The sequence below is a fragment of the Caproiciproducens sp. LBM24188 genome (assembly GCF_054130445.1).
In genome coordinates this window covers 274,745-298,268 of the sequence record NZ_CP196862.1, presented here as the reverse complement: position 1 = coordinate 298,268, position 23,524 = coordinate 274,745, and the positions used below count along the sequence as shown (strand labels likewise).

Here is a 23,524-nt window from a genome sequence, read left to right as displayed (position 1 = left end):
CTGTCTATATTTTACCATTTTACAACGAAAAAGCCCAGCTTTCACTGGACTTTTTCGACAGGCTGAGGTATTCTTCTAGGATACCTTTGCACATAGAATGCAAACGAGTGAATCATATTAGGGAATTTTTCAACCGCAGCAATAGCTAGTTTATTTGATTTTGTGTCTTGCTTTACATATTGAAAATAGCGTTTGATCGTTGTAAGATCAGCGGGTTCTTCCTTCATCAATAACTTTATTGCATTTACAGCTATGTCTGGTTTTTTCTCATCATCAAGTTCATCTTCGAATAATGGTTTACTGATGCGTTTAATTTCATCATCAATATTTGAAATCTCATGAATAGCAATTTTAGATGACTGAGGAAATAATCCTAGCTCTTTACTCTTTTTGTCTAAAAGAAATAACACCCAGCGAACAGTTTCCTCATTATCAGCAAGGATACGAATATCATCTACATATCGAAAATAGCGAAAGGGAATCTGTTTTTGTAGTCCCTCAATATATAAATCATATTCTTGTAAAACTGCCTCTGCTACTATCCCAGATGCTTGGGGGCCTTGAGGTATTCCAGTAGCAAGTTCCAAACCGTCCGATGACTCCCATCGAGCCAGTAATTGAATAAACAGATCAGCACAATTATCACTAAAGTGGCATTTGTCCTTTAATATAGTTCGTAACAGATGATGATTTATACTGTCATAACAAGCCGTAAGGTCAAATGAGGCAATATATTTGTTTCCATTTTCATATGCCTTAATTATAGCTTTCGTATAAGCTTTATAGGAATCTTGCCATTTCTGATAAAAGAACAAACTATCAGCATTGGAATATAAATTGCCAAATACACTTTTCTTGTATCGCCTTTTTACCTTTGGATTTGTTACTAAAGCTTCTGCTAAAACATTCGCATATGCTTGATATACAATTTGATCCTCGATGGACATCAAAGTATACATTCTACTTAAGCCATTTGCTTTGGGCATAAACACACGAACCGTATCAACTGGCAAATATCCAGATTTTACCTTCTTATGTAATAAAGCAATATTTTTACTAATAGCCATTCCATACGCAGAATAAGTATCTCTAAAAAAATTTTTATAGGTGCTCTCTGGATTGGTTAATAGACGATTATATGCTAGGAGCAGGTTGTCCTGTTTGGAAATATCTCTCATTGAAAACAACTAATCCACCTCTTTTGCAGCTTGAACAACGATCCTGACAGAATATTTATTGTCCAAGCTGACTCGGACAAAATTCTTGTATTGATATTATCTTTAGATGAGGTTGCTATTTTCAGATACATCAATAGTTCTAGGCATTCTGATACATTTCAACCTATTTTTACAGTATATACCTTTAAGGTGTCTTCTTCAACATATTGCGTCTAATCAAATAATTTAATCATAGATAATGTGACAGGTTTATATTAAAACACCCCATATGATCGGTTTAGATACCGTACCAAATGGGGTGTTTTGTTCATCTATAAATTGAATCTTGTAATAAATACCGAAAATCCTGCACCTTGCCCAGCAGCCAAAAGGCCAGCTTCGGCAGCCCAAAGGGGCTTATGAGAAACGCGATCACCAGCAGGATAAGGCCGTTCTGCGGAGAGTATGTTACCAGGACGGCCACGCCCAGCAGGGCGATCACCGTACTGAGCAGGCCCAGCACCAAGCCGGACACATAAACCAGCCCCACGCAAATCCAGATGGCCAGGGTGAGCAGCAGAATCACCGGCGCAATCACAATCTTCAAAATCAGTTTCAATACGGTCATTTCATGGCCTCCTCTCGACGATCCAAATACTTCTGGCACAGACGGCGGACCTGCTCCTCGTCGGCCTCGTTTTCTTCCCGGCGTCCTTTTGTTAGCTGAATGGAGGCAAAGGATTCGTACTCGACCAGCAGATGGTCAAACAGTTCCTCCGGGGTCCGGCACACATCACCCTCGCAATAGGGTGGGTCCGGGGGCGAGCCGTTGAAGGACACGCAGACATATCCGTACCGGCTCTTGTAGACTTCCAGCTCCATATCCTGCGCCAGATAGTCCTCGAAAATCTCTAAAACCTTTTCAAAGGTCAACATCGGTATCTCAACTCCTTTGTGAGATGTGAGAACACTTTGCTATCTGCCTTTATTATCCGGCAAGCCCCATCAAAAGGCAAGGATACAGACAAAAAGAAAAAGCGGAGGGAGGCGCGGCGAAAAGAACGCCGTTCCTCCCTCCGCAGATGGGATATATACCCCTGTCACGAAAGATTGGAGAGCTGGGTCAGGATTTCCTTCACGCCCTCCCATAGCTGTTCCTGCCGCTGGGCAATATCCTCCATGTCAGCGTCGTAGACACGCCCGGTCTCATGCACCCGGCGGGTGAGCTGGTTCAGATTGTTGCTGCTCCGGCGCAGCAGGGACACCAGCTCCTTCAGCTCCGGCAGGTCCAGCTGCACCACATAACCGTCCAGGGCCATCTTCCGCAGATAGGCTTCCCGGTTCTTCGTCCCAACTTGGGACATCTTCTGCTCAATCAGCGCCAGCTCCTCCGGGGAGACCCGAAAATTCACCTGGACATCCCGCTTGCGCTTCGGGGCGCTCACCGTTCCGGCTCCCGTTTCTTATGGCCCGGAGCTTTGGGGGCTGCCTGTTTCGGTTCCTGCTTCAAATGCTCTCGGACAGAAGGCCGGAGCTGGCGCAGCTCCTTGGAACGGTCCTCGCTGGCCAGGATGGTGGCATAGGTCCCAGGCAACCCTTTCATGCCGGTAAAGGCCAGACTGCGAAACGGCAGGAGGTTCATCAGCCGGTCATGGTCTTTGCTCCCGGCACGATTCAGAAACTCCGAGGAAATGCGGGCCATGTAATGGGTCCCGTGGGGGCTGTTCGGCACATCCGGTGCGCGCAGCTCCCGCAAAATCCGTTCCGCCTCTGCTTGGATGTCCTCTGCCGTCAAGGGCTGGCGGCGCAGATGTTCCTCGCGCACCAGATCAATAAACCCATTCAGGACAGCGGGGTGGCTGTTTACGGCATAGCCGCACCGAACGGTATCGGAGTTGTAGTTGGGGATGGTCTTGGCCCATTCCTTGTTGCGGGGCGAGTAGCGCCCATCCCAGTCCTGGAGCTGGACGGTGTTGGCAAGGACCAGCATGACCCGGTCCATACCGTAGGTCTCAATCACGCCCTTGGCGGCATCGTGACTGAGATACATCCCGTCGAAGTGTTCCCTCACCGCCGCTTCAATGGCCTCTTTGCATTGGAGGTTTGCCCGGTTGGAGGCCCGGTACTGCTCCAGCTCCCCATGCTCTTTCGCATAGGCAGCCGAGTGAGGATAGATGGCGGCTTTCCGCAGCTCCACCTGGGCCTTGCAAGCGTCATCGGCCCGGTTTTCAATGCTGTCCCGGATCACATCCATGTAGCCGGTCTCCAGCTTCTCAAAGTAACGGTACACATCAGCCAGCGGCGTGGGCGAATCCAGCAGCGCCTGGGCCTGGGCGTCGGTCAGTTCCAATTCCTCCATCGCCATCACGATGTCCTCCCGGATGGTGTATTCGTAGGCGTGGTTCAGGACCTCTGCCGGGGGCTGGCTTTTCAACCAGTCCCGGTATTTGTCCTGCTCGGCGGCCATCTTCTCATAGAGGGCCGTATTCAGATCGTTGGGTTTCATGTTATCGCACCTCCTCATGCTGTTTCGGTTTCTTTTCGGGACTGCGGGGCGGCACCGGGCGCTTCAAGCTGTCCAACACCGAGGGCCGTGCGCTCTTGGCGATCACGGACTCCGGCTGGGAACGGCCTCTGCCATCCAGGTTCAGAAGCGTATCCAGCTCCACCAGACGGGCGGATTTTACCCGCAAATCATCCTTATAGGGAAAAGGCTTGCCCACTTCCTCCTTGGCGGCAGCCTGCTGCTGGTACAGATTGTCCAGCTGGGCCTTGGTCGCCTCCAGGCGCTGGGGCATTTGAGAGAGCGCATTGTCAATGCGGGTCAGGTTGCCGCGTGGGTCTGTGCCGAGGCTCGCCCGGTGGGTCATCTGGCCTTTCAGCAGGAGCGTATATTCCTGTTTCCAGGCCGAAAACTCCACGGACATAGTGAAGCCCCGGTAGCTGCCGATCTGCACAGGCTCGGAGCCTTTGACCTCCTTGCAGGCGTCCAGCAGGGCGGCACCGGCGTTCTCCTTGTCTGTCAGGGTATCGCCCCGGATTTCCATACCGGCAAAGCCGTCCTCCGGGTGAGGGTGGGCAGCCAGGGTCTCCAGGTCTGCCTCAAACCCCTGGATAAAGCCCTTGTGCTTTTCGATTTCCTCCGGGAAGTATTTCAGCAGCTGATCCTCCAGGCGATACTGCTTGCTCTGATGGTCGGCTTTCATCAGCTTCAGCTTGGAGACCTCCACATCCAGGTCCATGCGCTCCTTGATACGGGGGTCTCCGGCGCACAGGGCCTTGATCTCGGCAAAGGACAATGCCGTTTCGTCCACATCGTCGCAACTTCTCACCGGCGATTTGGAAGTCATAATCTGGCTGATGAATTTCTGTTTGTTCTCCACCGTCTGCCACAAATAGGCGTCAAAGGTTCCCTCAGTCACATAGCGGTACACATGGACCAGCGGATTCTGGTTGCCCTGGCGCTCGATACGGCCCTTGCGCTGTGCAAGGTCTCCCGGTCGCCACGGGCAGTCCAGGTCATGGAGCGCCACAAGCCGGTCCTGCACATTGGTGCCAGCGCCCATCTTGGCGGTGCTGCCCAGCAAGACGCGCACCTGGCCGGTACGGACCTTGGCGAACAGCTCCTTTTTCCTCACTTCGGTGTTGGCCTCATGGATGAACGCGATCTGATCGGCGGGCATCCCCTGGGCGATGAGCTTTTGCCGGATGTCCTCGTAGATGGTAAAGACCGGCTCCGGCTCTTCCAGCGGCACAGCCTGTTCCAGCGCATGGAGCGTGGGGTTGTCCAGCGCCTTGGCTGCCTTTTTGGAAGGGGCCGCCTGGGGCGTGGAAATATCGCAGAACACCAGCTGGGTCAGCTTGTCAGCCTCGCCGTCTCGCCAGATCTGCATGATGTTTGCGACACATTGGTTGACCTTGGTGCCGGGTTCGTCCGGCAGCGCCTGATTGATAATGCGCTGATCCAGGCCCAGCTTGCGGCCATCGCCGGTGATCTTGAGCATATTGTCCTGGGAGGGGTCCACCGTGCCGCTGTGTACCAGGGAAGCACGCTCGGATAGCGCCTTCACCATTTCCTGCTGCTGCTCGGTGGGCTGGGCCACGATGTTGTGGTATTCTACCTCCGGGGTGGGCAGATGAAGCTGATCGGCGGTTTTAATATCCGCCACCTCTTTGAACAGGTTCATCAGCTCCGGGAGATTGAAAAACTTGGAGAAGCGGGTGCGCGCCCGGTAGCCGGTGCCTTCCGGTGCCAGCTCCAGCGCCGTCGTCGTTTCACCAAAGCGCGACGCCCAGCAGTCAAAGTGGGTCATGCTCAGTTCCTGCAAGCGGTCATACTGGAGATACCGCTGCATGGTGTATAGCTCTGTCATCGAGTTGCTGACCGGCGTGCCGGTGGCGAAAATAACACCACGACTGCCGGTGATCTCGTCCATATATCTACACTTCGCAAACATATCGCTGGACTTTTGGGCGTCGCTGGTGGAGAGGCCAGCCACATTCCGCATTTTCGTGTATAAAAACAGATTCTTGTAGTTGTGTGCCTCGTCCACAAATAGCCGGTCCACACCCAGCTGCTCGAAAGTCACCACATCGTCCTTGCGACCCTCGGCCTGGAGCTTTTCCAGCCGCGCCTCCAGGGATTTCTTGGTGCGCTCCAGCTGCTTGACCGTGAAACGCTCACCGCCGCTGTACTTCACCTCGGCAATGCCCTCGGTGATCTCGTCGATCTGCTCCTGAAGGAGCCGCTCCTGGCGCTCCCGGCTGATGGGGATACGCTCAAACTGCGAGTGGCCGATGATAACGGCGTCGTAGTCACCGGTGGCGATCCTGGCGCAGAACTTCTTCCGGTTGTGGGTCTCAAAGTCTTTCTTGGTTGTGACCAGGATTTTTGCAGAGGGATAGAGCCGCAAAAACTCCGACGCCCATTGCTCGGTCAGGTGGTTCGGCACCACAAAGAGGGATTTCTGGCACAGCCCCAGGCGCTTGGATTCCATCGCGGCGGCCACCATCTCAAAAGTTTTGCCCGCGCCCACCTCATGTGCCAGCAGCGTATTGCCGCCATAGAGGATATGGGCAATAGCGCCCAGCTGGTGGTCCCGCAAGGTGATGGCCGGGTTCATGCCGCCGAAGGTGATGTGAGACCCGTCGTATTCACGGGGCCGGGTGGAGTTCATTTCCTCATTGTACTGGCGCACCAGGGCCTGGCGGCGCTCCGGGTCTCTCCAAATCCAATCGCGGAAAGCGTCCCGGATGGCCTGCTGCTTTTGGGCGGCCAGGGTGGTCTCCTTGGCGTTCAGCACCCGGCGCTCCCTGCCGTCTGCGTCCTCCACGGTGTCGTAAATGCGGACATCCCGCAGATTCAAAGCATCCTCCAGCAGCCGGTAGGCGTTGGCGCGGCTGGTTCCGTAGGTGGTATAGGCCGCCACATCGTTATCAGAAACAGAGCTTTTGCCCGTGACCTGCCATTCAGCGGTGTAAGAAGCGTAATTGACCTGGATGGCGCGCTGGAGATAGTACGGGGTGTTGAAGGTCTCATACATGAACTGCTGGATGTACTCTTTGTCGATCCAGGTAGCGCCCAGGCGCACCTCAATCTCCGAAGCGTCCAGGTCTTTGGGCTGCGCGGCGGTCAGGGCCTCCACATTGATGGCAAAGGCCGGGTCCTGCTGTGCGGCCCGCTGCGCCTGTCGCAACTTGCGCCGCACATTGCCGGACAGGTATTCGTCGGCGGTCACATAGGCGGGCCGTTCTCCCTCCGGCACCGGCCCAGGCAGACGGAAGATCACGCCTTGCAGCTCGGCGGCCAGCTCGTCGCTGGTCTTGCCGGTGAGCTGTTCCATGTACTCCATGTCCACACGGGCCTTTTCCGCGATAGATACGGCCAGAGCTTCGCTGGCGGTGTCCACAGAAGTCACCGCCTCATGGGGCTTGATGGTCCGCTTGGTAAACATATCCGCCTTGCGCTCCAGCCTGCCGTCCTCGTCCACAATCTCCAGCGCGCAGAGCAGATAATAGCTGGAATCGTCGGCAAAGGCCAGCCGGTTCGCCCGGTCATTGATAAGGCCGTACTTAGCGGAAAAATCGTCATAGAGCCGGTTCAGCTCCGCCTGTTTCTCCCGGATGTCGCTGTCCGGCGTGGCTGCGTCCATTTGCAGGTCGATCAGTTCCTGAACGCAATCCCGCAGCTTCACCATGCCTTTGACACGAGCCTCGGCGGTGGCGTTGAGGTCAGGCCGCACCATGCGGCTGTTCTCCCGAAAATACACAGCCCCATCCACCACGGTGTAAGAGTAGTTCTTCACATTGGGGTCGGCGGGGATGGAGGTGTCGATGGCTTCGCCTTCGCCCAAATCCGGCAGCTCGGCCTCCTGGTAGGTGCCGCGAATGTACTTCACGGCATCATGCAGCTGATCGGCCAGCTCCAGCCCCTCGATGGGGGCCACGGTGTAATCCTGCTTGCCGTATTGGGTGCTTTCAGCGGTGGGACGCCCCAGCACCATTTCCGGGTGGTCCAGGAAATAGCGGTTGATGGTAAAGCCATCCTCGGTCTGGCCGGTCTGCGTCCACTCCGGCACGATGTCCAGCGGACGATCCCGCTTTTGCAGGAAAATGATGTCCGACACAACCTCGGTCCCCGCATTGGCCTTGAACGCATTGTTGGGCAGACGGATTGCCCCCAGCAGCTCGGCGCGCTGGGCAAGATACCGGCGCACGGTGGAATCCTTGGCATCCATCGTATAGCGGCTGGTAACAAAGGCCACCACGCCGCCGGGACGCACCTGGTCCAGAGCTTTGGCGAAAAAGTAGTTGTGTATGTTGAAATTCAGCTTGTCATAGGCTTTGTCCCGAACCTGATACTGGCCGAAAGGCACATTGCCGATGGCGAGGTCATAGAAGTCCCGCCTGTCGGTGGTCTCAAATCCGGCCACGATAATATCAGCCTTGGGATAGAGCTGCTTTGCAATTCGCCCACTGATGGAATCCAGCTCCACGCCATACAGCTTGCTTCCGGTCATACTCTCCGGCAGCATACCGAAGAAGTTACCCACACCGCAGGACGGCTCCAGGATGTTGCCGGTCTCAAATCCCATGCGGCCCACGGCCTCATAGATGGCCCGGATCACCGTGGGGCTGGTGTAATGGGCGTTGAGGGTAGAGCCTCTGGCGGCAGCGTATTCCTCCGGGGTCAGCAGCTCCTTCAGCTGGGCATATTCCTTGCTCCAGCTTTCCTTGTCGGGGTCAAATGCGTCGGCAAGGCCGCCCCAGCCCACATACCGGGAGAGGACTTGCTGCTGCTCCGGCGTTGCCTGCCCGGTGGTTTCCTCCAGGTATTTCAGCAGTTTGATTGCCTCCATGTTGGCTTGGAACTTGGCCTTGGGGCCACCTTCGCCCAGGTGATCGTCGGTGATACGGAAATTCTCGGCGGTGCGGCGCAGGTTCTCCTTGTATTCCCCATAGACAGCTTCTTCAGCGGCCCTGGCATTGGGGAAAGTCTGCCACTCGCCATTGACCTGAACGGATACAGGGTGTTCGTCCAGCACTTCATCCAGGGTTTTCTCCGGCTCGGCGGCAGGCGCTGGCGGCTCCGGCTCATTGGTCCGCAGGGTCTGAACCACCACATCATAGGGCAGATGGTTCTTGTCACCTGGATAGACGGCCACGGTCTCGGCGTGATAAGCCGGGGGTTCGGCAGCCGGTTCGGGGCGTTCCTGTTGGTCTGCTTGGGCGGTCTCTCTGGATATGGCCTCCACATCCCGCATGACCTGCTGAACAAAGGGATCGTTGTCCAGCTTTTCCGGGTCCACCACATGGCCGTCCACAATGCCGCGCTGGGCCAGGGCCTCCCGGATGGCGATGGGGTCCACATCGTCCAGATTGTCCTGCTCGACTTGGGTGTAGAAACGCTCCTCCTTGATGAGCTGGGCGATCCGGCGCTGTACCTTGGGCCAGGGCAGCACCGTTCCGTTGGGGCTTTCCGGGCGGACCGCAAACGGGGTTTTACCATCGCCGCCGTCAAACTCACGGGCCAGCCACGCAGCGGTGTCTTTTTCCCGCGCATGGTCTTTCATGTAGCGGACAACGGCGTGTTTGCTCTCGATCTTGCCATTCCAGTCCTGGATAGCCCGGTCAATGTCATTGTCCGAGAGAGGACGCAGCAGCTCATGGAGCTGGGGATAGGTTTCGTCGATGACTTCCCGATGAAGGCGCTGCCGGAACTCCGGGGTATAAGAATAGAGATGTAGCAGCTCTTTGTTACCGGACGCCAAGACAGCGCGCTGGATAGCCGATCTCCCTTCGATTACGGCGCTTTCATGGTCACTGTGTCCGCAGGCGTTCCGGTATCTGATGTCCTGGGTAACAGCCTCCAGCACGATGGGTTTGTATCGCTCATGCAGCTCCCGGAGGGTGGCAGCTTGGATGGCTTCTTCATCCCGGAATGCCCGGAACCCGTCAGCACCGTACTCTGCTTCATGGGCGCTGATGTCCTGTTCTGCTTCGTGGTCGATGGAGAGGACGGAATATTCCCGGCGCTGGGCGCTGCCCTCCAGGGTGGCGGAAACCGTCACATCATGCTTTGTGCGAAGCTGTTCCAGGTACTGCTCCAGCCGGTTTGCCGGAAACCCGCACATCTCCACACGACCACCGCCAGGGATAGCACGGGAGACCAGTTGCAGCCCCAGCTCCGGCGCGGCTTCTTTGGCGTCCTCACCATACAGCTCGAAGAAATCGCCCATCTGATACAGGACCATATCATCCGGGTGGCGCTCCTTGATGTCGTTGTATTCCCACACAGCCGGGTCCGGCTGCTGCGTTTCCACGGTTTCTCCTTCGGCCAGGGCCTTTTCTGCCTGGATTTTATCGTACTCCGCCTGTTCCTGTTCGGTAAGATAGCGGCCCTTCTGAATCAGTCCGGTAATCCGCTTGGCAACTTTCTCCCAGGTGAAATGCACATCCGGGCAGCCGCCTTTTTTGTAGCGCAGACCTTTTCCGTCGTGATCTTCATGGCTGCCCATTGCGCCAGACAGGGCATGGGAGCGCCCACCGATCCCGTACTCATGCCGGAGAAAATCCACCTTTTCCTTATCGGTGTGAACTTCCTGGAAAAAGGCAAAAATGCGGCCTTTTCCACCGGACACGCCGCTGCCTCTGGTCATGGCGGCGTCAATCTCGTCATCGGAAATGAACTGCTTGGCCGCAGGTACTTCTGTCAGCTGAGAGGAAAAGGTAGTACGGGGCAAGGACAGATCTTGCAGGTTTTCCCAAATCTCTTTGGGCTTGTGGTAGTGGAACCGCAGCAAATCCCGGTCCTGCTGATAGGCTGTCCAGAATGCTGCATATTCTTCTGCAAGGGTCTGGCGGAACTCCGGGCTTTTCAGCTGCTCGGTAAGCCATGCGGATTCTTCCGGGAAACCGCGCCCCGGATTGTTGGCAAGGCTGGGCAGATACCCGGATTCTCTGGCTTCATCGCTGAAATCATGGTACAGATGCCAGATTTTTTCAGCCAAACGGAAGCGTTCATAGCCCTCGGCTTCGGTCAGCTCCACATTGGTGGCAAATTGGCCATCCTTCAAAAGCTGCCCGATACGCTCGGCGGCACTCTCCCAGGAAATGACCTGGGCAGACTTATCATAACGGGCAGACTTTCCGTGAGACAGGTGGATGCCGTCCTCGGCATACCATGCAGTGATGCTGCCAACCCCGTTGCCACCGATATAGAGGGTTTGCAGATAGGCCGCAATCTCGGAAATGGATTTCTGTTCCTCAAAGGCCGCGACAATGCACTCTCTCTGGCGATAGGTGTTACCGCCCATCCGCAGCACATGGTCGATGTCGGTCTGGGCAAAAGAAAAAGCAGAGGATGTTTGCACATTCTCTGCTTCATCTATTCTTTGGATTTGTTCCGCTTCGGAGAGGAACAGGTTTAAGGTCAGCTGTTGATAAGCTCCGCCATCAGAATCTCCTCGGCCTGGGCCTTGCAGGTGTTCATCAGGCCCACCCAGCGCATCGGATCGCGGGCTTTCAGCTCCTCCGTCGCGCCCGCCGACTCCGCCAGCTGGGGCATCATCTGCTCCAGACGGCTGTTCGCCGTCTCGTCGATCTCGATGAGGTGCGGGTACAGCTTCTCGGTCAGCAGCAGCTGATTGTAGATCAGGGGCCGGTGTTCCTTCAGGTACGCTTTCCGCATCCTGCCGTACTTGCCCAGGGGCTTCTCCGGCTGTTCGGTCAGCTTCAGGTCGGGAATCAGGTAATCGCCGTTCCTCGTGTAAGTCAGGTTGTTCTCCATGTGTAACGCTCCTTTCCGCGAGTTATTCGCGCTCATAGTTCTGGATGGTGACGCCGATCTGCCGCAGCACCTGCTGGTTCATCTGGCTGACCGCCGCTCCCAACGCCCCAACCGTGGCCGGGGTATTGAAATCGAAAATCGGCATGAAGTCCTCATGCTGGAAATATTGTTCCGTATCCAGCCCACAGCGGGACATCAGGGCGTAGGCGATACTGACGGTGGCGGCGGACTTAAATTGGACTTCGATGTTGAGTTCATCGTACTCCTCCAGGAACGAACCGTCAACGATGTAGCGGAAGTCCTGTTGATGCTCGTCCCAATACTCACTCGCCAGTTTTCCGGCCACATCGGTGAGCTGCTGGGCAAGATCGTCACCGACAACGCCGTAGTTGCGCTCCAGCATGGCCGACACAGGCCCGATGTGCTGCTCCTCCAGCTGCCACAGCCAGGGGATGCGGGAATGTTCACGGGTCCCGGTGTCGGAAATATCAAACACATAGCGCAGCCGGGGCCTGTCGCCGGAATCGTCCACCAGGGCGATGCCCTTGGAGCCACGACGCACATACCGGCCCATTTTCTCATTCCACAGGTCGTACTCGGCGCAGGCGGTGGCGTCCGGGCGCTGGGCGTAAATCATCATCTGCTCATGGAACGGATATTTGTAGAGGCGGGCGGCAGTAGTGAGAAAGGCCGTCCATTCCTTCCAGCTGCCCACAAGCCGGGTCGATACCTGCTCGGCCATCTGCCGGTAAAATTCAGCTTTGGATGGCATGGTTTTCTGTCCTCCCTTCATGTTAAATAGAAATGGGGCGGCACATCAGGCCGCCCCGCTGGGTCTTGGTGTGGTTTTTACTCGTCGAAATCCGGGTACAGCTCCAGCTCGGCAAACTCGGCGTCGCTCATAGCCTGGAGTTTCCCCAGGGCGCTGTCCGTCAGTTCCCGAAGCTCGATTTCCTCCGGCGAAAGTTCACCGCGCATCTCGGTCAGAGCCTCGATCAGCCCGGTGCGGCTGCCGGTGTTGTAGATACAAAGCAGGTTCGTTTCCTCAAAAGTGAAGTTTCCCATATCAAATCTCCCTTTCCGCGCTCTTTTTTGGCGCTGTCTTTTTGTGTTCCGCCTTGGGCTGGCTTTTCAGCTGCTCCATGACGGACTTTTTCTTTTCTCGGTCCTCCCGGTGGGCGACGGCAGCCAAATCCATGAGAGAGATCGGCTGGCCGCTGCGGGCCTGCTGTTCCAGCTGGGCCACCGTCGGCTCCTTGGGGCCGTTGTTGATGATACCGTCGATCATGCCATAGTCATCCTCCACGACCATTTCCGCATTTTTCAACGGATTGTCCGGCAGGAATCCGGGAACCTGCTCAAAGCCGAAGCTGTCGCAGTAATGACAGGATACCTTGCCATCCCGCTTGATGGCAACGATGTCGCTTACGCTCATGGACGGATGGCCATAATCGACAGGATGTTCATTGTTGAAGCGGTAAAAGAGCTGTTCAGCGGTATCGCCTTTCAGATCAGAGGGCAGCAACGGAGCGGTGTAGACCAGCTCATAGTTGTCCCGCTGCACCGTCTGCCCGATGGATTGGAGCCATTCCAGGCCCTCGTAGCGGATGTCCCGCAGCTCGTCGGTGTGTTTCACCTGATAAATGGCGAAGCAGTCCCCCTTGTGGGTGAGAAACGCCTGCTCCCGTTCCTCCTGGTGGGCCATGCGGTCCTTGACCAGCTTATCAAACTCCGGGCTTTTCTCCCATTCCTCGCGGGACACGGCGAAGATGCCGTCATGGGCGTCCAGGTCGGCGGTATCAAAGGCCATCTCCGGGTTCTCGCCCTCCTGGACGATGTAAACGGTCAGGTCGCGCGCCATCAGCTCATAGGCCCGCTCTTTGGAGAGGGGCAGAAGGTCGCTGTCCAGGCAGCCGCATTTCTCCAGATCGTCCTGGGTCAGCGCCGGGTCGGGCATGGGATACTCGTCCAACGCCTGCTCCTGGGCATCCGGCAGCTGGGCGGCTGCGGCTTCTGCGGTCTGCTGGCTGACCTGTTCCTGCATCTGCTGGTAAGCCGCCTCCTGCAAAGTCTCGATCATGGACAGCGGCGCATACTTGATGGACCTGTCGCCCATCCCCAGGTCCTCGCAGATATGGCTGACCGCTGCGGAACGGCCCATGTCGGTTCCATCCAGCTGGCCGCCGTCCAGTTGCTTCATAGTTGCCATATCGTAGAGCGTGTAGTCCCAGCCGGTGTCACAGGGCTGAATATGAAGATAGGTGGTATCGTCCAGCACCACCAGGGCCTCCCGGTACTCGGCGCTGGGCTGAGATACTTCTTCCGCAACCTGCCGGGTTGCCTGCTCCGGCTCCGGGGCGGCGGTCAGGTCAATGCCGCGCTCCTTGCAGATTTCCTTGTAGTTGCGCTCGATGTCGTTAATCAACTCACAGGAAGTCTTGTTGATGGTCTCCAGGCTGGCCCGCAGCTCCTTCAGCTCCTTGTCCTTGGACCAGGAAGCGATGTAGCCGAAGCTGTTTTCCCCGGTCTGGATACCGAAATACTGGCAGACCGCATAGGAAATGCTCTCGGCCTCCACTTCCTCGGTGTTGCGGTTCTTGGCGGCCTGTTTCACCGCCGTCAGATCTTCCTCCACCTCCAACCGCCACTCAAACTGATTCTCGTCCACATAGCGCCAGCCTTCCTCGGCGGCGGCCTGTTCCGCCTCCGCTTCGGTGGCGAAGTCCAGGCGATAATCGTGCTTGACACCGCCCTCACTCACCATCACGATCTTCCAGGTCGGCTCCGCCTCATACTTTTTGGGGTCGTGGAGCTTGCTGTGTGCGGTCTCATGGACAGCGGCGGAAATGGTCTGTACCTCGCTCATGCCTTCCCGGAGGGCGATCCGCTGCTGCTCGGAGGAAAAATAGCCGTCCATGTTCTCAGTCATTGGCTCAAACTCGATGGGGACCGGAGCGGAGCGCCGCACCGCCTCCAGGAACGCCTCATAGTGCGGCACCGTCCCGGACAGGCTGGAGGCCAGCTCCGGCAGAGGCTTTCCGTCCGTCTGCGAAACATCAAACACCTTAACCGGGCGGAACATGGGGATTTCGATTTCCTTTTCCTCCATGACGGCCTTGCCATCCGCGTCCAGAATAGGAGCCTGGGTGTCCGGGTCGCGCTTCATTTCCTCGATCTTCTTTTTGTAGGGCGTAGGGGCGATGATGGTAATGCCATGCTCACCCTTTTTCACATGGCGTTCAAACTGGTTTTTCCACTTGTTGAACCCGGCCACCAGGGTGGCGTCCGGGCGCTGCATATAGATGAGCATGGTGTTGTTGACGGAGTAACGGTGGAACTTGGACATGACGGACAGGTAGCGCATATACTTTTCACTCTCGAACAGCTCCTTGATACCCTGTTCAATGCCTGCCGTGATTTCCTGCAACCGCTCCCGGTTGGTGGGCTTATCAGCCATGATTTTCACTCTCCTTTCCAAATTGGCGATTTCTGATTGATGTTCGGCAATCCACAGTCTTTGTTCATCAGGGGTATCCTCCAGGAAAAAATCCAGCAGATAGCCCACATAGTCCTTTTTCTGGATTGCCTCCATGAATCGGGGATGGGGATTTTCCTCCGGTGTTTTGGGTGTGTAGTCCGTTTCCCACTTGCGGAGCAAATGAAAGTAGTCAGCCAGGACACGAAAGGCATGGTCCCGATCCTCTTTGAACTTCTGTGCCTCGGTTTTCTGCCGGATATAGCTCCTCCGGGGAGGAGCCTGACTGTCATAAGCCAGGCCAAAATCCTGGGCCAGCTTCTCAGCGGCCTCCTTGGGGGACAGATTGTATAGCCGAGCGGTGAAGTCGATTACATCGCCGGTGGCTCCACAGCCGAAGCAGTAGAAGTATTCCTCGTTCAGCTTCATACTGGGATTCTTGTCATCGTGGAACGGGCAACAGGCCATGCCGCTCCGGTTGACCTCGATTCCGTACATCTGCGCCGTTTCCCGGACGGTGACGGACTGCTTGACAGCCTCAAAGACGCTCTCGGCCATGCTTACTCGCTGCCCTTCTTGGGGGTGGGCGGCCTGTACCCGGCAGCCTTGGCCCGTTCACTGGCCGCCTTGCGGCGCTGGTTGCTGTACGGCTCCCGGACGGACACGCAGCGTTTCGGGACAAGAAAGGTCTGCCGGTCCTTTTTCACGATCTGGTCAGGGTATTTCTCCGCCAGCCGACGCAGCTTCTCCAGCAGCCGGGGTCATGGGTATAGACCTCTGCGGCGTCCGGGGGCTGCCCCCGGCCAGCATGTTTGGATTGCGGGCAGCGCCCCGTCAATACAAACAATATGCTGGCCTACCCCTTCGGGGTAGTATCGCGCGGCTCTCGGTTTCCGCAAGGCCCTTTCGCTTTCCGCACGGGAAGGGCTTGCGTTTCCGTGGCTCCGCCGCTATACTGGTGATAAAGTGAATTCCTTTTTCCCATGCCGCAAAGCCATTGCCGTGGTTTTGCGGCCTCTTTTGCGCATATCCGGTTACTGTTCCTGCGCCTGACGCCCCGCTCCGCGGAAGCCGCCGCATATTGCCTGGCCTTGCAGGTATCGGCCCTTTTGGATCGGCTCGCTCTGAAATTGGTTCGATGCAATGGGGGCGCGGGCATTCGAGAATTGATCCCTGATTTGCCCGGTGCGCGAATTGCCGCCGAACGCAGTTCGGTCATGGCGTAACTGTTTGCAAGGCTTTCGTATCTCTTGCCGGATATGCTATTCAATTTTCAGCGGGCCTCCTTTCTTGACCATTAATGGACTATTGCAATAAACATATTCTGTAGTCTATATCGATATCTTAACCCTCTCTTGCTTTCTTGTCAATACCTATGTATAATATATTTACAATAAGTCGATAATCTATATTGAGGTGACAGAAATGGAGTATAGCTTTAAGGTTTACATATCCGGGGAAAAGGAATATTTTGAATATGGGAACGGACAGAAAACAATAAAAAAGGGCTTCGCGTTTTCGCAAAGCCTGATGGATTTGTTATATCTGGATATTATGTCATACAGCAATCTGTTTGAAAAAATGGGTACCGATCTCCGTCAACTGTATTCGGAGAAAGACACACGGCTTGCCGATGAAGTCCGCAAAGGGCTGGACACCATTGCAAAGAAGCACATCTATTTTGAACTTCTGCGCCTTGACTGGCGAGATCGTTTGGAACAGGCGGAACAGCAGAATTTTGAAAACGTGATTGATCTGCTACCATACAAAAAGCTGACGCACATCCCGTCCGAAGTCGTTACAATACAGGACCAGGTGAAGAGTCTATGGGAAAACGTTTTGGATGTTCTATCTCCAAAAGAGCCGGTTCAGAAGAAAATGGCGGATTATTATGAGGGGAAAAGCACGAACGGTCTTGAGATTTTTCCGTTCCAACCGCTGGCCGTTCGCTTTGAACGGATCGATCGGAAAACCTTTACCGAAGTGCTGTACCCCAATGACATTTATGAGATAAGCGACTATTTTATCCGAGAATGCATCCGGAGAGAAGTTCCGTTCCGCGTCTGCAAAAACTGCGGGAAATACTTTCCGTTGACCGGGCATAGTAACACGGAATACTGCGACAGGCCGTTCGACAGCGTCGGGCGCACCTGCAAGGAAATCGGCGCGCTGCGGGTTTGGGAAAAGAAAAAGGCGGAAAATCCGGCATTCAAGGCGTACAGCAAAGCCTACAAGAAGCGATTTGCATGGATCAAGTACGGAAAAATCACGCAGGAAGCCTTTTATGAGTGGTCGGAACAAGCGAGGAAGATGCGGGAGCAGTGCGCAAACGGGAAAATGACGCTGGACGAATTTATGGAGTGGTTGGAAAACTAAACCACTACCACCTGAAAGACGGTAGGTTCGATTGGCGGCTGGAAGCGGCCTAAAGCACGAAGGAATGTAGTCCTACATTTCACTGAATGTGAATTATTGTTTTTACAAACTATGATATTTCTTATGGATTTGTATTCTACAAGAAGGGGTTGACCTAAAGGTTTCGCCTGAAAGGCGAGGGATTTAACCCTAGTATACAGACATTAAAAAAGATGCGAAGAGAAAGAATATTTCAATCTTTCTCCTCGTATCTCGGCCCTTAAACGGATAATTTCCTGAAGGTTATTTGACACTACTTACTATTCCTGAAGCTGAATTGAAATAGTAATTCATTGCTTTCATCCAAGTATCATAGGACGAACCTTTATTTATCTGATACCATCCAACAGAAATCGGAAAAGTGCAGCTCTTTTCTTTAGAGAAATTGCCACTTCCACCATCACTAAAAGTAAAAGTTCCATTACTATTGGAAGGATAAAACTTAATGGTGTATGTGCTCCCATCCATTTGGGGATCATTCTGCAATTTTTTTAACTGAATAGACGATATATCTTTGAGTAGATTTCCAATTACTAATTGGTCGGTAATGGTTTTACACTTTCCTTTGGTAAATATTTGAATTTTCAAGAATTTCGCAGCATTAGAACCAATTGACTGTTTCATTGTGGTCATATTATCTACCTTTACATTGAAGAGTCGTGTTGGCTTGTTATTCACAGTAATATAAATACCTGTTTCTCCTTCTGAAAGGCATTTAAAGGCAAAGCAATAGGTCTGAGTCCCGTTTTTGTTTTTGATAGATTGTGTTGGAACATAGGTACTAAGCACTTTCCCATTTCCAACAGTATAACCAATTCGTGCATTGGCATCCTCAGGTGTAACTAAAAAGCGATAGTGACTCCCAACTGCCAATTGCATATCCCAGGTCGTATCCGAGTACAGTTTGTCAACTTTTCCATAAGCTATGGCTTGAACTGTACATACATTTATAATCATAAAGGTACAAAGCATTACACCAATTGCCCGCTTCCATTTTATCACGTTACTATGCACTCCCTTATAAATAATTGAGGACTCATATCCGAATCCCCGCTCTTATGCTAGTGACTAAATTGCCTATCTATAGTAAATTAGTCAAAAGTTCCTTCGTAACTAAAAATGACAAATTACGAAGGAACTTTTACTTAGCTTCCTACAAGGCTTCAAAGACCGATATTATTTCCAACGTGTATAACGAGCTTCTACTATATCAGCTGCGTTTCTATAGTCGTAGCTTACCAGTGAGTTATTCCAGCCGTCTGCAAGCACTAATGTGGGGACCGATGTGGATTTTGAATAACCAAAGCATACAACAGCATGCCCCCCAGATACGTCTTGGTATGAATCTAGAGATAAAATCAAAGGAATTCCGTTGTAAATATTGGTGGCTATGAAATTCCAATCTATTGAAGCATGTGTTCTATCATCAGAACCTTTAATAGGTGCGTTGCGGCTATTACCGTATGCCCTTAATCCAGGTATATAGGCATTTCTTTGAACGCCGGAACTTGAGTCCCAATTAAGATATCTCTTTAAATCCTGGTAAACTGCTCCGGTCCACAAGTTGGGACTGTAGTCCTTCCAATAGTAAACGAAGTTTGTGCATGCAGTAGGTCCACAATTATTGTCGTCATTGAAATCGCTTGTTGTGTTGAGAGTATCAATTGGCAGAGTATGTGAAATCGGATAATTTGCATAGCTTTTCAAACTAATAGAAGACTTAGAGCAAGCCAATTGTGAACTCTTTTTGTATGAAGTTTGCAGGTCGTTTTTTGTTGCATTCAAAGGATTATTTGATTCCAAATCGTAAAAAGTATTGTCTTTTTCAAATGCGTATTTAAACATACCGGCATGCACAATTTTGTTTTCAGCTGTTATCTCATGGTTAAAATGTTTCAGCATCATGTAGTCTACTGGATGCTTTCCTGTTGAACAATAGGCTTCCGCATATGGGCTCTTTTCAGTTAAGTCGACCAAAATAAACCCTTGCTGTAAACCATCCGTTTTTAGGCGGAATAAATAAGAACAGCCTGTCGAAAAAGTCCAGTGAAAGCTGGGCTTTTTCGTTGTAAAATGGTAAAATATAGACAGGTGATGAAAGATGCTGGAACGGGAAAAACTACGCAGAGATGCAGTGGAATTTGTGAATACAGACCTATTGGTGCCGGGAAATCATCTGCTGCGAAAGATTGACAGCGCGGTAGATTTTAGCCATATTTATGATTTTGTAGAAGATTTGTATTGTGAGGGCAACGGTCGTCCCAGTGTGGACCCGGTCGTCCTGTTTAAGATTGTTCTGATCCAGCATCTGTACGGAATTCCCTCTTTACGCCGGACGATGCAGGAAATCAATATGAATATCGCGTATCGGTGGTTTCTGGGATATACACTGAACGAGGAGCTGCCGCATTTCTCCACTGTGAGTTACAATTTTAAGCACCGGTTCACAGAGGAAACCGTGGAGCAGGTGTTTTCGTGGATTTTGCAGGAGGCAAATTACGCCGGATATTTGGAGCCGGAAGCAGTATTTGTGGATGGGACGCATATCAAAGCAAACGCCAACATCAACAAAAAGATCAAAAAGGCAGTTCCTCAGGCGGCAAAGCGATATGCCTCAGAATTAATGGAAGAGGTTAACGCTGACCGGGAAGATCATGGGAAGAAGCCATTCGACAGTACTCCGAAACCGCCGAAGGAAAAAGAAATCATGGTGTCCAAAACAGACCCGGAAAGCGGGTTGTTCCAAAAGGGAGAACACAAGAAGTGCTTTGCCTACGAAGCACATACGGCCTGCGACAAACACAATTTTGTCCTTGACGTTGAGGTGACTCCGGGAAACGTACATGACAGTGTAGCATTTGACGCGGTCTATGGCAAAGTGACTCAACGGTTTCCTGAAATTGAAACGGTGGTGGCGGACGCCGCATACAAAACGCCGCATATCTGTAAACGGGTGTTTGACGACGGGCGGGTACTTTCCACAGCATACAAGCGGCCAATGACCAAAGCAGGAAATCTGGAATGGTGGAAGTATGTATACGACGAATATTATGACTGTGTGATCTGCCCGGAATATCAGGTTCTGCATTATGCAACAACCAACCGTGAGGGATACCGGGAATACAAAAGCCGGAGTTACATCTGCGAAAAATGTCCATTCCGTTCTCGCTGCACCGAGAGTAAAAGCTGTACGAAAACCGTAACGCGGCATGTGTGGCAGGATTATGTGGAGCTTGCGGAAGATATCAGGCACACACCGAAATACAAAGAGCTTTACAAAAAACGAAAAGAAACCATTGAGCGTGTCTTCGCCGATGCAAAAGTGAAATATGGGATGCGGTACACGCTCTACCGGGGCTTAACTCAAGTGACGAATTGGGTTAAGCTTAAGTTTGCTGCCATGAATCTCAAAAAGCTGGCAATGTGGAAATGGAGGGATGGCCATCCCTCCGGGTTTTTATTGATTTTACTTTGCTTATTTTCCTATCCTGCATATTATCAAGAGAACCCATCCTTCGTTTAACCGCGTTGGATGGGTTCTTCGACAATCTGAGGTCGGCAGCTTTAGCTGCCGACCTATGCGTTAATGTTTCACATTTTAGAAATTTCCGATACATCGGGCCAAGTTCGAAGTGTTGACAAAGTCCTTGAGTGTCACAGACTCATCGAATATGGGTAATAATTTGATAAATATCCGAAAATTCAGCCTTCTGTAGCCAGTAGAAAGTTCAGAAATGAGACTTTGTCAAAATGAATTCCTGTAATTCGATTTGAAAATTTTTTCAGAGGGTTTGTCAACGGCCCCAAGTTGGCCCGATTTTGCTCCATATCAGGAAGCGATATAGCCTTGTAGTGGATTATGTTTGTACCACCATGCGTGCCACAAAAATGTTCGTTCTGAAACAGTCTTAGGTTCTCTTGACATTTCTGCAACTATATAGGTGTTGTTTTTGCTTTTCAGCGCAACATCGTACCCACATTCTGCTACATTAATAATATAGTCGCCTTCTTTTGCATCACGGCCAAGGGCGGTCTGCGTTTTCATATCGCACGTTGCTTTACCCGAAGGATACACGCTGTGCACATTTCCTTTTCCTTGGGTCGTAACGAAAATGCCTCCAGTCTGCTTGTTGTCTGTTTCCACCCGGCAATCGTAGGCAACAATGTTGCCCACCAAATCATACTCAGGCTGCATATAGGTTACTTCGGATTTTTCATTCCATTCAAGATCAGAAGATGGCGGGTTTGAGACATAATCTGCTATTGTCTTTTCTGCCAATACTTTCGCCTGTTCAGCCGAAATGAAAGGGCCATTTGTGGAAGCGGATACCGGGGGGCCGCACATCCATAGAATTCCGCCCACCAAAAAAACGGCTACTATAATCCCAAGAGTTATAAGAACTTTTTTGTGTCTACGCACTTTTCCCAAGTTAAGCCCACCTTACATAAGAAGCCTCTGCCAAAGAGGCAGCATTATTATATGTATATACCGTATGAATAGTTCTTTCCCAACCATCTATCACTTGCAGGTATGGCTGTGATGAATGGTTAAAGCCTATTGCCAAAATCGAATGGTTACCATAGTGAGGATCGGCATGTGTGTTCAGGACTACCGGGATATTACTATAAATTGCGCTAGAAATAAAATTCCAATCAATGCTTCCACTTGAACGAGAATCAGAATTTACTATTGGTATATTCCTTGATTCTCCAAAATTGGTCAAGGCCGGAATAATCATGAAGTTCGGAGTACCAAATGGCGTCCAGAACACATAGTTTTTTAAATCTTGATATACTGAGCCAGTCCAGAGACCAGGCTTTTTATTTGGATGCAGATTACCCCAGTAATAAACAAAATTTGTCAGTGCCGTCGGAGTGCAGTTGTTATCGTCTCCGAAATCAGTCATGATATAGGGGGAAGTCCATGCTGAAATATTATCCAAAGAATCAGCCGTTGGGATGGTGGCATCAATTCGGAATTGATCAGAAGATTTTCGACCGTTAATAGTAGTCGATAACATGTTCTCATATGAATTTTCTAAATCGTTATAGTCACTATCCAGTTGGTCCCCCGTGTCAAGTCTTATGTATTTGCTTTCCTTTTCCACAGCATAATTAAGTAATCCTGCATTTATAATATTATCTGTTTTTTTAATGGTATGCCCTAGCTGCTTTTTCGCCATAATATCGACTGGATGTTCTCCGACATCTGAAAACGATTCAACTCCTGCTACTGATTTTATGGCATTAACAAAAATATATCCTTGAGAAATTCCATTCGTCTTTAAGCGAAAAAGATATGAATTAATATTTCCATCATAATCGAACAGGGGGACTTCATCGTCTATTTGGGTACTATCATTCCAATTCCAATCCTCAATAAGATCTTTAGCTCCACCATTTTTAATTAGGTCGATAGCGTAGTTTTTTGCTTCCTGTTCAGTTATAAACTCCGTGCCGCTGTCTTTATAATCGGTATTAGTTTCCTCCGCAAACGCAGGAGAAGAGACGACCACGGAAAGAACAAAAACCAGTACTAAACTAACAAGCTTTTTAATATTTCTCAACATTCTGAAAACCTCCTTGATCTTCAATTATCGTGATTGACACCTACGCCATCCAGAGAGGAATGTTTCATCCCGCATTAGCCACATTGGACCTGCCTCTTTTCCTGTTTCCTTTATTTCTACACGCTACGCGCTGCGTGTTGGATCCCTTAACCGCAATAGTCCCTATCAGAGACACTAATATATTCTACTTTTCCATTTCTGTAAACTTGGGCATTGATTTCCAATTCATATGTATTTCCGCTAGAGACATAATATTGTCTGTCAAAGTAGAAAGTATCTCCCGATGCACTTAATCCCGTCCATGCTTTCACCGTGGTAGTTCCATTGTCGTTTACCCGTTTTAAAAGGGCAGTAGCAGTGATTTTTGTTGCACCGTCCTTTGCATGAATGATGGAAGAGCAGTCGGCTCGATCGCCAGAAAAATTTAGGGTCGCGGTAGCAGTATCCGTATTTACCCATGAAACGTGAATTTCTGAACTTGCTCCCTGTGCAGTTGGCTTTGCCGTCGCGAAAACCGGAACGCTTACCGAAAACATCATTAGAACCGTGAGCATCATTGCCAAAATTCTCTTTTTCATAATTTAGCTCCTTTGTTTTCTAAATTTTTCCTCCTACTTAT

Annotated in this window: 16 protein-coding genes and 2 pseudogenes; 2 read left to right on the top strand and 16 right to left on the bottom strand. The window is 51.8% G+C overall.

Annotated features, from left to right (window positions below):
• Window positions 1–41: 41 nt before the first annotated feature.
• The 11 genes and pseudogenes from ACSVDI_RS01350 to ACSVDI_RS01300 form a co-directional block, all read right to left on the bottom strand.
• Window positions 42–1,178, bottom strand: a complete 1,137-nt coding sequence (locus ACSVDI_RS01350) for an RNA-directed DNA polymerase (RefSeq protein ID WP_457944155.1) — start codon at window positions 1,176–1,178, stop codon at window positions 42–44.
• Window positions 1,179–1,485: 307 nt separating this feature from the next.
• The gene (locus ACSVDI_RS01345; protein WP_087290289.1) at window positions 1,486–1,785 is read right to left on the bottom strand and encodes a CD1845 family protein; all 300 of its coding nucleotides are present in this window, start codon (window positions 1,783–1,785) and stop codon (window positions 1,486–1,488) included.
• A complete protein-coding gene (locus ACSVDI_RS01340; protein ID WP_044946414.1) occupies window positions 1,782–2,093 on the bottom strand; it encodes a hypothetical protein in 312 nt (103 codons plus the stop codon). Before ACSVDI_RS01340 ends, ACSVDI_RS01345 begins: the two co-directional genes overlap by 4 nt.
• A 164-nt stretch (window positions 2,094–2,257) precedes the next feature.
• Window positions 2,258–2,602 carry a plasmid mobilization protein gene (locus ACSVDI_RS01335; protein WP_457944152.1) on the bottom strand — a complete coding sequence of 115 codons (345 nt, stop codon included), beginning with the start codon at window positions 2,600–2,602 and terminating at the stop codon, window positions 2,258–2,260.
• A gap of 359 nt (window positions 2,603–2,961) precedes the next feature.
• A pseudogene (locus tag ACSVDI_RS01330) lies at window positions 2,962–3,663 on the bottom strand (DUF3849 domain-containing protein); the annotation flags it as partial.
• 1 nt (window position 3,664) lies between these two features.
• Window positions 3,665–9,895 (bottom strand): SNF2-related protein, encoded by a 6,231-nt coding sequence (locus ACSVDI_RS01325; protein WP_457945589.1) that lies wholly within the window; start codon window positions 9,893–9,895, stop codon window positions 3,665–3,667.
• A 1,193-nt stretch (window positions 9,896–11,088) separates the two neighbouring features.
• Window positions 11,089–11,445, bottom strand: coding sequence for a TnpV protein (locus tag ACSVDI_RS01320; protein WP_457944150.1), 357 nt, complete (start codon window positions 11,443–11,445; stop codon window positions 11,089–11,091).
• 22 nt (window positions 11,446–11,467) lie between these two features.
• Window positions 11,468–12,217: a hypothetical protein gene (locus ACSVDI_RS01315; RefSeq protein ID WP_457944148.1), complete on the bottom strand. Its 750-nt coding sequence runs from the start codon at window positions 12,215–12,217 to the stop codon at window positions 11,468–11,470.
• Window positions 12,218–12,294: 77 nt separating this feature from the next.
• Entirely contained in the window at window positions 12,295–12,510 is a 216-nt protein-coding gene (locus ACSVDI_RS01310; protein ID WP_341004720.1) for a transposon-transfer assisting family protein, read from the bottom strand.
• A gap of 1 nt (window position 12,511) precedes the next feature.
• Window positions 12,512–15,478, bottom strand: a complete 2,967-nt coding sequence (locus tag ACSVDI_RS01305; protein WP_457944146.1) for an LPD16 domain-containing protein — start codon at window positions 15,476–15,478, stop codon at window positions 12,512–12,514.
• A 2-nt stretch (window positions 15,479–15,480) separates the two neighbouring features.
• Window positions 15,481–15,758, bottom strand: a pseudogene (locus tag ACSVDI_RS01300) (immunoglobulin).
• Between the two features lie 587 nt (window positions 15,759–16,345).
• On the opposite strand from ACSVDI_RS01300, the gene ACSVDI_RS01295 reads away from it, so the two are divergent.
• Entirely contained in the window at window positions 16,346–17,296 is a 951-nt protein-coding gene (locus ACSVDI_RS01295) for a DUF6076 domain-containing protein (RefSeq protein ID WP_457944144.1), read from the top strand.
• Between the two features lie 282 nt (window positions 17,297–17,578).
• Here ACSVDI_RS01295 and ACSVDI_RS01290 read toward each other — a convergent pair whose 3' ends face one another.
• Both ACSVDI_RS01290 and ACSVDI_RS01285 read right to left on the bottom strand, forming a co-directional pair.
• Complete coding sequence (locus ACSVDI_RS01290; protein ID WP_457944142.1) at window positions 17,579–18,337, bottom strand: hypothetical protein; 759 nt, start codon at window positions 18,335–18,337, stop codon at window positions 17,579–17,581.
• A 174-nt stretch (window positions 18,338–18,511) separates the two neighbouring features.
• Entirely contained in the window at window positions 18,512–19,312 is an 801-nt protein-coding gene (locus ACSVDI_RS01285; RefSeq protein ID WP_457944140.1) for a C39 family peptidase, read from the bottom strand.
• A 124-nt stretch (window positions 19,313–19,436) separates the two neighbouring features.
• On the opposite strand from ACSVDI_RS01285, the gene ACSVDI_RS01280 reads away from it, so the two are divergent.
• A complete protein-coding gene (locus ACSVDI_RS01280) occupies window positions 19,437–20,858 on the top strand; it encodes an IS1182 family transposase (protein ID WP_283109454.1) in 1,422 nt (473 codons plus the stop codon).
• Window positions 20,859–21,164: 306 nt separating this feature from the next.
• Here ACSVDI_RS01280 and ACSVDI_RS01275 read toward each other — a convergent pair whose 3' ends face one another.
• From ACSVDI_RS01275 to ACSVDI_RS01265, 3 genes are all read right to left on the bottom strand, one after another.
• Window positions 21,165–21,764 (bottom strand): hypothetical protein, encoded by a 600-nt coding sequence (locus ACSVDI_RS01275; RefSeq protein ID WP_457944138.1) that lies wholly within the window; start codon window positions 21,762–21,764, stop codon window positions 21,165–21,167.
• Window position 21,765: 1 nt separating this feature from the next.
• Window positions 21,766–22,905 carry a hypothetical protein gene (locus ACSVDI_RS01270; protein ID WP_457944136.1) on the bottom strand — a complete coding sequence of 380 codons (1,140 nt, stop codon included), beginning with the start codon at window positions 22,903–22,905 and terminating at the stop codon, window positions 21,766–21,768.
• A gap of 146 nt (window positions 22,906–23,051) precedes the next feature.
• The gene (locus tag ACSVDI_RS01265) at window positions 23,052–23,483 is read right to left on the bottom strand and encodes a hypothetical protein (RefSeq protein WP_457944134.1); all 432 of its coding nucleotides are present in this window, start codon (window positions 23,481–23,483) and stop codon (window positions 23,052–23,054) included.
• Window positions 23,484–23,524: the final 41 nt, after the last annotated feature.